This is a genomic window from Lachnoanaerobaculum sp. MSX33 (assembly GCF_000512995.1).
In the GTDB taxonomy this organism is placed as follows: domain Bacteria; phylum Bacillota; class Clostridia; order Lachnospirales; family Lachnospiraceae; genus Lachnoanaerobaculum.
In genome coordinates, this window is the sequence record NZ_AZXX01000018.1 from 25,608 (window position 1) to 35,690 (window position 10,083).

9 protein-coding genes are annotated in these 10,083 nt (G+C 36.2%); 1 reads left to right on the forward strand and 8 read right to left on the reverse strand.

What is annotated here, in order from left to right; translation table 11 throughout:
• Positions 1-152 precede the first annotated feature (152 nt).
• Positions 153-2,441, reverse strand: a complete 2,289-nt coding sequence (locus tag HMPREF1495_RS02100) for a glycoside hydrolase family 2 protein (protein ID WP_034211638.1) — start codon at positions 2,439-2,441, stop codon at positions 153-155.
• A gap of 305 nt (positions 2,442-2,746) precedes the next feature.
• Between HMPREF1495_RS02100 and HMPREF1495_RS02105 the strand changes: the two genes are divergently transcribed.
• On the forward strand, positions 2,747-3,922 hold the full coding sequence (locus tag HMPREF1495_RS02105) for a ribose-phosphate pyrophosphokinase (RefSeq protein ID WP_034211640.1): 1,176 nt from the start codon (positions 2,747-2,749) through the stop codon (positions 3,920-3,922).
• A gap of 56 nt (positions 3,923-3,978) precedes the next feature.
• Here HMPREF1495_RS02105 and HMPREF1495_RS02110 read toward each other — a convergent pair whose 3' ends face one another.
• The 7 genes from HMPREF1495_RS02110 to HMPREF1495_RS02140 form a co-directional block, all read right to left on the reverse strand.
• Positions 3,979-5,613, reverse strand: a complete 1,635-nt coding sequence (locus HMPREF1495_RS02110) for a nucleoside kinase (protein ID WP_034211651.1) — start codon at positions 5,611-5,613, stop codon at positions 3,979-3,981.
• Entirely contained in the window at positions 5,613-6,638 is a 1,026-nt protein-coding gene (locus tag HMPREF1495_RS02115) for a branched-chain amino acid aminotransferase (RefSeq protein ID WP_034211642.1), read from the reverse strand. Before HMPREF1495_RS02115 ends, HMPREF1495_RS02110 begins: the two co-directional genes overlap by 1 nt.
• 9 nt (positions 6,639-6,647) lie before the next feature.
• Entirely contained in the window at positions 6,648-7,718 is a 1,071-nt protein-coding gene (gene prfA / locus HMPREF1495_RS02120; protein WP_034211643.1) for a peptide chain release factor 1, read from the reverse strand.
• Positions 7,719-7,743: 25 nt separating this feature from the next.
• On the reverse strand, positions 7,744-8,577 hold the full coding sequence (prmC, locus tag HMPREF1495_RS02125; protein WP_034211644.1) for a peptide chain release factor N(5)-glutamine methyltransferase: 834 nt from the start codon (positions 8,575-8,577) through the stop codon (positions 7,744-7,746).
• A gap of 1 nt (position 8,578) precedes the next feature.
• Positions 8,579-9,505, reverse strand: a complete 927-nt coding sequence (locus HMPREF1495_RS02130) for a DUF1385 domain-containing protein (RefSeq protein WP_034211645.1) — start codon at positions 9,503-9,505, stop codon at positions 8,579-8,581.
• A gap of 76 nt (positions 9,506-9,581) precedes the next feature.
• Entirely contained in the window at positions 9,582-9,788 is a 207-nt protein-coding gene (gene rpmE, locus HMPREF1495_RS02135) for a 50S ribosomal protein L31 (RefSeq protein ID WP_007592480.1), read from the reverse strand.
• Positions 9,789-9,887: 99 nt separating this feature from the next.
• Positions 9,888-10,083, reverse strand: a 196-nt coding sequence (locus HMPREF1495_RS02140; protein ID WP_034211648.1) for a hypothetical protein, incomplete at its 5' end; no start/stop codon positions are given.

Genomic DNA, 10,083 nt, shown 5'->3' on the forward strand with positions numbered 1-10,083 from the left:
ATTATAATATTCACTTATGCGTCCTTACTAATCTTAGTAATCTACAGCTATAAAACCAATACTTTATTCGAATATAATGCAAATAAAAAAAGCCCCGGTTTGAGGCTTTTAAATAGATTATCTTTTAAATAATCATAATTTTACTTAATATCTTATTTCTTAATTTCCTGCAACTTCCTATTCAAAAGTGCAAAGACCTTCTCACTATCCGCCTTATCAGGGCTGAAAAATGAAGACATTTCTTCTACAAGCATGCCACCCATTATTCCAAGCATACTCTTTTTAACCTTCATTGTGCCGAACTGATTGATGATAGATACCAATATATCTCCTGCTTCATAATTTCTGACTACATCTTCCACTGTATCTTTTATGCTGAAGAATTCAGGGTTAAATTCAAGCTTTTCTGCTTCAAGACTCTCCTTGTCCATATCCTCAAACCGGTTCTTAACTCCTTCAGCTTCCTCTTCATCAGCAGGTCTTACATATCCGGCAAAAGGCTTCTCTTCTCTGATAAATGTGGTTCTGTCAGATATTTCTTCATCATCACTTATGCCTACCGCTTTTATATAATTTGCACCCATATCAAGGCTTACATTCTCAAATATAAAAATCTTTTTCCCTTCTTTTTCTCCAAGATATTCGCCGTTTACAAACAACCTTACCTTTTCCATATTTGAATAGATCTTTATATTTATCTTTTCATCACTTCTGATTGCAAATCTCTTACTTGCGATATGAACAAATTTCTCATCTGACCAATATGCCTTATAAACATAGAAAGCGTCTTTCTTTATTTTTCTGTCTATGGTTACAAGACCTTTATTGTTTCTACCCTTAACACCGCCTTCATCTCTCATATCACAGCCGAAGTCAAACATATTCCAAACATATGAGCCCCATATCTCAGGTCTTTCAGCAAGAAGCTTTGCCATATGCTCATGATACTCAGCCTGATACTCCTCACTATAATCCTTACATTCAGGTGTATTGGAATGCCAGCTTATAATACCCTCACAACCATACTCTGAAAGTCCTACCGCTCTGTTTGGATGCATGGCTCTAAACTTATCAAACCATACTTCATTATCTGTATACTTTCCGCCATACCATCCAAAGTATAGATTGTATGCCAGTATATCTGTGATCTGATTGTGATCAGAATCCATTGGAAGCATTGATACCTGAGCCATTGTTGTAAGTCTTGTTTTATCAATACTCTTTACAAGTTCATCAAGCTCTCTTAAATTATCTGCAAGTCCCGGAATATCTCCCGCAATCGTTATTTCGTTCGAAATTCCCCAAAAGCATATACTGCTATGATTGTAGTTTTGATAAATAAGCTCTTTCATCTGCTCCATAGCATTCTCATGTGCCTTTGGATCCTTATTCATTCCGGATATAAAAGGAATCTCAGCCCATACTACAAGTCCGTATCTGTCACAAAGCTCATAAAAGTAATCATCCTGCTGATAATGTGCCAGTCTTACACTGTTGGCACCTACGTCCATTATCAGGTCATAATCGTCAAAATGGTCAAGCTCTGCAAGTGCATTACCCTTTCCAAGTCTGTCCTGATGTCTGCTCACACCTCTAAGAGGTAGACTCTTTCCATTTAAGAAAAATCCCTTTTCAGGGTCTACATAGTACTCTCTGATACCATGATTTACCTCTACATTATCAAGTACTTCATTATGTCTTACAAGCTTTACACTCAATTTATAGAGGAACGGATCTTCTACACCGTTCCAAAGATGAGCATCATCTATCTTCATGCTCAGCTTTGTTATCTTCTTTGCAGGTGCGACAACAAAACCTACATCCTCATAACTGTCACCATCTTTTACCTCAATCGTTACCATATCCGATTCGTCCGGATCTTTTACATAGGCGGTAATGTCAATTATTGCATCATCACCGTCTATCTTTGAAGTAACAGAAACTCCGCTTCCTGCATAATATTCTATATCAAATCTTGTCTTAGGTACCGATATAAGACTTACATTTCTGTATATACCACCATAGAATGTAAAATCAGCCATCTGAGGATATACATCGGAATGATTGGCATTATCCACTTCTACAGCCAGCATAAGAGCGTCTTTTTTCTCAAAAAATCTTGTGATATTAACTCTGAATCTTGAGTATCCGCCTCTATGCTCCTGTACAAACTCACCGTCAATATATACTCTTGCTATAGAATTTACGCCTTCAAAATTTAAGATAAAATCACTCTCAGGTGATACAAGCGGTCTGATAAGCTTCTTTACATATACAGCTTTTCCTTTATAGTAGTCATTTCCGCCGTCCTGACCGTCAAAACCGTTATAGGTATGGGGAACATTGATCATATCAAAGCTCTCATCTATTATAAGTTTGTCGGTGACTTCAATATTCTTTTTGAAAAGCCAGTCCTTATTTAAATCATCTATGACTCTCATATATTTCCCTCCTAATTATAGTATCATTATTTTATAGACGAATTATAACAAGAAAATTCATTAAAAAATACTGTCTTTCAGCAAGAAATCATTCTTTCAATTTTTAAAATAAATTGTATACATAACATTGTTAGTTTTTAAACAATTTCTATTTAAAAGTCAAATTTTTATAGTCAAGAGATTGAAAGTTATATTGTTGACTTCATATTTTTAATAGTGTATAGTATCTTCGTAAATGAATAATAATATTTGTAATAGTTTATTTTTTATAACTCTTACAAATCTTAAGTACCTAGGAGAAAGAAATGCCAAACGATTTTGTTTTTAGAGATCAATTGCCTATAGCGCCTCTAAAGATTGCCGCTCTTGAAAGCTGCTATGATTTTGCCAAGAAAGTCAATGATTATATTGTTGAGTTCAGAAGAAATGATACTAATGAGCTTATGAACAGTAAAATGGACTTGCATTACAGAGGCTATGACTGTGATAATTATCTTCTTGATATTGCCTGTCCAAGATTCGGTTCAGGTGAAGCCAAGGGCATAATAAAAGAATCAGTTCGTGGTACAGATGTATTTGTAATGGTGGATGTATTAAATCACTCTCTCAGCTATAAGCTTAACGGTTTTACAAATTATATGTCACCTGACGATCACTACCAAGACCTTAAGAGAATTATCGGTGCAAGTATTGCCAATGCAAAAAGAGTAAATGTTATCATGCCTTTCTTATATGAAAGCAGACAGCACAAAAAGACCAAGAGAGAATCTCTTGACTGTGCTCTTGCACTTGCAGAGCTTGTAGATATGGGCGTAAGCAATATTATCACATTTGATGCACATGACCCGAGAGTACAAAACTCAATTCCTCTTACAGGATTTGACAATTTCATGCCTACATATCAGTTTGTAAAGGCATTGTTTGCAAATGTACCTGATTTGAAGGTAAGCAAAGATGATATGATGATTATAAGCCCGGATGAAGGCGCTATGAACAGAGCGGTTTATCTTGCAAACAACCTCGGCGTGGATATGGGTATGTTCTATAAGAGACGTGATTATTCAAAGGTAATTGACGGCAGAAACCCTATAGTTGCTCACGAATTCCTCGGAAGCAGCGTGGACGGCAAAGATGTTATTATCATGGACGATATGATCTCATCAGGTGAGAGTATGCTTGATACAGCTAAAGAACTTAAAAAGAGAAATGCAAAGAGAATTATAATCTGTGCTACATTCGGATTGTTTACAAACGGTCTTGATAAATTTGACGAGTTCCACAATCTCGGACTTATAGATTATGTTTGTACAACAAATGTACATTACAGAAATCCTGAGCTTCTTACAAAGCCATGGTATCTGGAAGCAGATATGACAAAGTATCTTGCCGCTATTATAAACTCATATAACCATGATGTTTCAATAGGTAAGAGTCTGTCACCTACACTTAAAATACAAAATTTTGTATCAAAATTTAAATAATAAAAGTGGGATGCCCGGAAATAAGTGATTTTACTTCCCGACATCCCCTTTTTATTTTATACATTAAATGTGCTTCCACCTATAAATTCTCTTAAAATAGAATTTGAAGGCACATTATCACTTGGTATACCGAGGAAATAGTCAAGGAACTTTAAAAGTCTCTTTGCCTCGGGATATTCCTTGCTGTCTTTTTGTACACTGAATAATACCGGCTCAACATATTGCTTTATAACCGCAATCTCGTAGTTTAGAACCGAATTGAAAGTTGCATCCGCACTGCTTTGATATGGGAATATATACTTTTCTTCCCCTCTTCTTACAGAATCCCACATTGAAATTGTCTTTGTAGGTGAAGTGCCTCTCTTTCTGACATCTCTTATCATTCTTCTAAGTAATCTGCCGTCTGTAGTAGGTATACGATTGTGCTCGTCTATATTTAATTGAGTCAAAGCACTTATATATATCTTATATCTGCTGTCCTTAGGCAATCTGTATGAAAGTTCATCATTCAAACAATGTATACCCTCTATAACAAGAATATCGTCCTTACCAAGCTTTAAGAAGTTTCCATTGTATTCTCTCTGTCCGATTTTAAAATTAAAGCTTGGAATCTCCACTTCTTCCCCGTTCAAAAGAGCCAACATATCTTCATTAAACTTTTCAATATCCATTGCACCCAGACATTCAAAGTCAAGCTCACCATGTTCATCTCTCGGTGTATCTTCCCTGTTCTTAAAGTAATTATCCACCTCAAGAGGATGAGGTTTCAATCCGTGAGATCTTAATTGTATACTGAGTCTGTGTGAAAATGAAGTCTTTCCTGATGAAGACGGACCTGCAATCATAACAAGTTTTACATTGCCTCTTTTTACGATATCATCCGCAATATCTCCAATCTTCTTTTCCATATATGCTTCAGAAATAAGGATCATTTCATTAGTCATACCGTTTGCAATCATCTCATTTAGAGAACCTACATCGGCAACTCCCATATCTTCAGCATTCTTACTGGCATTATTAAGCTCATTAAAGATTTTTTCTTCAGGTACAAACTCTTCCACCACTTCGGGATTATCCTTCTTAGGTATGATAAGAACAAGACCGTCCTTGTATTTTGTCAGGCTGAATTTATTTACAAATCCTGTCGAATAAACAATATAGCCGTAATTATAGTCTATATAGTCCTCAAGCTTATATATATTTACTCTGGACACTCTTCTAAACTTAAAAAGTTTTTCCTTTTCAAAAAAACCTGCATCATGAAACATCCTTATCGCAGTATCGGTATGAACACTCATCTTCTCTATTCTGATATTTTCATCGACAATTTCTCTCATCCTGCTGTCTATCTTTTCAATATCAAACTCAGATTCACCGTTCATTCTGATAAACAGTCCGTTTCCGGTAGAAAATTCCACAATAGGTTTTATATTCTCACCATATATATCTTTAATAGACTTTAAAAGTATAAGTACGGCACTTCTTTCATATGTGGAACGCCCGATAGCATCACTTAAAGTAATAAATTCAAGTTTTATATCGGATTTTAAAGTCTTATGCAGCTCCTGCAACTTACCGTCTACCTTGACTAAAAGTGCCTTTTTCTTATGCTCCGTTACTATATCAAAATAACTTGTATTCTCTTCATATTCAAATACTTCGTTGTTTATATTTACTTTAAACTTTTTCATTATTTTATTTTTCTGATCCATCCCTGTGGTGCTTCTATTTCGCCCATCTGTATTCCTGTAAGGGTGTCATAGAGTTTCTTTGTAATCTCACCCATTCCTTCCATACCGGCAGGTAAGCTTATTACTTCTTCTCCTCTGTAGATCCTTCCTACAGGTGAAATAACTGCTGCAGTACCGCAAAGTCCCGCCTCTTTGAATTCCTTTATTTCATCAAAGGCAACCGGTCTTTCCTCTGTCTTAAGTCCAAGATAATGCTCTGCAACATAAAGAAGTGATCTTCTTGTAATTGAAGGCAATATTGAATTTGACTTCGGTGTAACTACGGTATTATCTTTTGTGATAAAGATAAAGTTTGCACCTCCTGTCTCTTCGACATAAGTTCTTGTAGCCGCATCCAGATACATATTTTCATCAAATCCGTTTCTGTGAGCTTCCATAAGAGGGTGTATACTCATGGCATAATTAAGTCCTGCCTTTATATGTCCTGTACCTCTCGGTGCTGCTCTGTCAAATTCACTTACTGTAATTGTAATAGGCTTTGCACCACCCTTAAAATAAGGGCCTACAGGTGTTACAAACATTCTGAACTGATACTCTGCAGCCGGCTTAACTCCGATTACAGGTGATGAAGCAAACATATAAGGTCTTATATAAAGTGTTGCTCCCGAACCGAAAGGAGGTACCCATGCTTCATTTGCAAGTACTACCTTATCTACCGCTTCAAGGAATCTCTCCTCATCAAACGGCGGCATCTCAAGTCTTTTAGCTGAATCATGCATTCTCTTTGCATTTAGATCAGGTCTGAATGTAACTATATGTCCTTCCTTTGTTCTGTATGCCTTTAAGCCTTCAAAAACTTCCTGACAATACTGTAAAATACCTGCCGACTCATTTATCGTAACATTTGAGTCTGTCAGAAGCTCTCCATCATCCCATTTTCCGTCTTTAAAATTGCTGACATATCTGTAATCAGTAATTCTGTAGTTGAAACCTATATTTCCCCAATCTAAATCCTTTATTTCCATGATAGCCTCCTATTGTTCATTAAGTTTGGCAAGTTTTGCAGCCTGATCCGCCGCAATACAGCCGTCTATAAGTTCCTGAATGTCACCATTCATTATCTTATCAAGTTTATATAAGGTAAGATTTATTCTGTGATCTGTTACTCTTCCCTGTGGGAAGTTGTAAGTTCTGATTTTTTCCGATCTGTCACCTGTACCGATCTGGCTTCTTCTGTCAGCCGCTTCCGCACTTTGCTTTTTCTCAAGCTCTATCTCATAAAGCTTTGATCTAAGAAGTGCAAATGCCTTTTCCTTGTTTTGTAACTGGCTCTTTTCTGTCTGAGAGTAGATAACAATACCTGTAGGATAGTGAGTAAGACGAACTGCAGAGTCTGTAGTATTGACACACTGTCCACCGTTTCCGCTGGCTCTCATAACGTCTATTCTGACATCATTCATATCAATCTGTACATCAACTTCCTCAGCCTCAGGCATTACAGCAACAGATGCTGTTGAAGTATGTATTCTTCCGCCCGACTCTGTCTCAGGTACTCTTTGTACTCTGTGAACTCCCGACTCATACTTAAGCTTTGAATAAGCACCCTTACCGCTTACCATTGCCACTACTTCCTTATATCCGCCTATACCGTTCTCATTAACATCAATCATCTCGACCTTCCAGTTTTGAGACTCCGCATAATGAGTGTACATACGATACAGCTGCATAGCAAACAATGCCGCCTCGTCACCGCCTGCTCCGGCTCTGACTTCCAGCATTATATTCTTATCATCATTAGGATCTTTTGGCAAAAGTAAAATCTTTAACTTTTCGGAAAGTTCCTCTTCCAGTCTCTTACCCTCGGCAAGCTCTTCCTTTGCCATCTCCTTCATTTCTTCATCATTCATCTCAAGCATTTCAAGTGCATCCACCTGTAATTGCTTTGCTTTTTTATATTCTCCGTAAGTTTCCACTAATGGAGCCAGATCTGACTGCTCCTTCATCAGTTTTCTGAATCTGTTTTGATCATTAGCCACATCACCACTGGCAAGCTCCGCCATGATTTCATCATAATGTACTACTATATCTTCTAAATTATCAAACATCTTTTCCTCTTATGATTTATTTTATTTAACTGTATATTATCGCTACCCTGTCCAAGTTTGCCAGGTCCTTTTTTATCACTACATTTTTGCCTTCAAACAAAGCTCTTATATCATCCGCTTCATCATAGCCTATTTCAAGAGCCAATACTCCATTGTCTGCCAAATAATCCTCATAGTTTTCGGCAATTATTTTATAAAATTTCATGCCGTCAACATCTCCGTCAAGAGCAAGCCCAGGCTCAAAATCCTTTACTTCATTTTCCAAAGTATCTACAACATCGCTCTGTATGTACGGCGGATTGGATACTATGATATCATATTTAATTTCAGATGTTAAGCTTGAAAACATATCGCTCTTTAAAAAATTGATATCCAAATCCAGCTCTTTTGCATTTCTTTTTGCAACTTCAAGTGCCTTATCCGATATATCCAGAGCATCAACTCTGTCAAATCCTCCAAGCTTTTTCAATGCAATAGCTATAGCTCCCGAACCGGTACACATATCAAGTATTCTTTTACTCTTATCTTTTTTTGAAAGCGCTAAAACTTCTTCAACCAGTACTTCCGTATCAAATCTCGGAATAAGTACATTCTCATTGACATAGAGTGGAAGTCCGCAAAAATATGCCTTATTTAAAATATACTGTATAGGCATATGACCAAGCCTTTTTTCCACATATTCATTCAATTTATCAAGCTTTGATATATCCTCTATCTCATCATACTTATACATCGTCCATTTTGAAAAATCAAAATCGAATATCTCGTATATAAGCAGGAGTATATTCGATTTTGCATCCTTGAAGTTTTTTTCTTCCAACAGCTTTACATATTTATCAAAAACTTCAATATATTTCATATCAGAAGTTTTCCTCCAGGTACTCTCTCCAGTCAAATACCCTTTCAACTGCTGCAATAGCTACCTCAACCATATCAGGTGTAGGTTCCTTAGTGGTAAGTCCCTGCATCCAAAGTCCCGGTTTACTTATAAGATTTACAAGCCAGAAATCACTTCTTCCTGCAATTCTTAAAAACTCATAGCTTACTCCGGCTATAACAGGTACAAGAACAATTCTGGATAACGCTCTAAGCCATATGGTATCAACTCTGATTACCATAAAGAAAAGTATACTTATCATCATTACGATGATAATAAAGCTTGTACCGCATCTCTTATGCTCTTTTGAGCTCTTCATAACATTTTCCACATTAAGCTCAAGACCATGTTCAATACAGTTTATACATTTATGCTCCGCTCCATGGTACATAAACGTTCTTTTAATATCTTCCATTCTTGATATCATTTTTATATAGAAGATAAATATTGCAATTCTTATTATTCCCTCAAAAATTGCAATTACATAGTAATTATCAATTTTCAATTTAATAATATTACTGAGAAGCATCGGCAGGACCATAAAAATAGCTATGGATGCTATTACTGAAATAAACATCGTAACACCCATTATCACTTTATCCAGCTTATCTCCAAAAATTGCTATCAGCTTTTCTTCAAACTTTGAAGGCTTTGAATCCTCATCATCTTCAAAAAAGCTTGCTGAATATGACAGTGTTTTCATTCCCAAAACCAATGAGTCTATAAATGAAAATATACCTCTAAGGAACGGAAGTCCCAATATCGGCATTCTTGTAGTTAAGCTCTCATATTTATCTTCCATTACCGCAATTGTTTTATCCGGCTTTCTTACAGCTGTAGAATATCTGTCACCGTTTTTCATCATGATGCCTTCTATAACAGCCTGTCCGCCTATTCCTGAATATTTCATATTTACTCCGTAATCTATTTAAAAAGAGCCAGACACCTGCCTGACTCCCCCTAATAAATAGTATTTCTTTATTTTATTATTCAGCCTTAACACCATATCTACGGTTAAACTGCTCGATACGACCACGTGCCTGAGCTGATTTCTGCTGACCTGTATAGAAAGAATGGCACTTAGAACAAATTTCTACGTGGATATCTTCCTTTGTTGAACCTGTTACAAATGTGTTACCACAGTTGCAAGTTACTGTTGCCTGATAATAATTTGGATGTATTCCCTGTTTCATAATTCACCTCTTTTAAAAATTTAACGGTTACATAAAGTAGACTCGTTACAAAGTACATCTTAGGATAGCATAAATGAAGATAAATTGCAAGAGTGTAATTTAGAATGTTTTAGGATCCTCATACATCCATATCTCATTCCATGGTAGTTTTGCATATAACTTATCTATATCTTCCTTTGTATAAAGGTACTCCTCCATAAAAACGTCCTCAGGAAACAGCTTAAAATATCTATGAAAAAATTCCAGTAATAATCTACCTCTACCTGAAATATCCTCAAAAATAATATAACTTGGC

What these genes read in the sequence shown, in the direction of transcription:
- HMPREF1495_RS02100 (WP_034211638.1), bottom strand. Translation starts at nt 2,441, where the DNA reads ATGAGAGTCATAGATGATTTAAATAAGGACTGGCTTTTCAAAAAGAAT.
- HMPREF1495_RS02105 (WP_034211640.1), top strand. Translation starts at nt 2,747, where the DNA reads ATGCCAAACGATTTTGTTTTTAGAGATCAATTGCCTATAGCGCCTCTA.
- HMPREF1495_RS02110 (WP_034211651.1), bottom strand. Translation starts at nt 5,613, where the DNA reads ATGAAAAAGTTTAAAGTAAATATAAACAACGAAGTATTTGAATATGAA.
- HMPREF1495_RS02115 (WP_034211642.1), bottom strand. Translation starts at nt 6,638, where the DNA reads ATGGAAATAAAGGATTTAGATTGGGGAAATATAGGTTTCAACTACAGA.
- prfA (WP_034211643.1), bottom strand. Translation starts at nt 7,718, where the DNA reads ATGTTTGATAATTTAGAAGATATAGTAGTACATTATGATGAAATCATG.
- prmC (WP_034211644.1), bottom strand. Translation starts at nt 8,577, where the DNA reads ATGAAATATATTGAAGTTTTTGATAAATATGTAAAGCTGTTGGAAGAA.
- HMPREF1495_RS02130 (WP_034211645.1), bottom strand. Translation starts at nt 9,505, where the DNA reads ATGAAATATTCAGGAATAGGCGGACAGGCTGTTATAGAAGGCATCATG.
- rpmE (WP_007592480.1), bottom strand. Translation starts at nt 9,788, where the DNA reads ATGAAACAGGGAATACATCCAAATTATTATCAGGCAACAGTAACTTGC.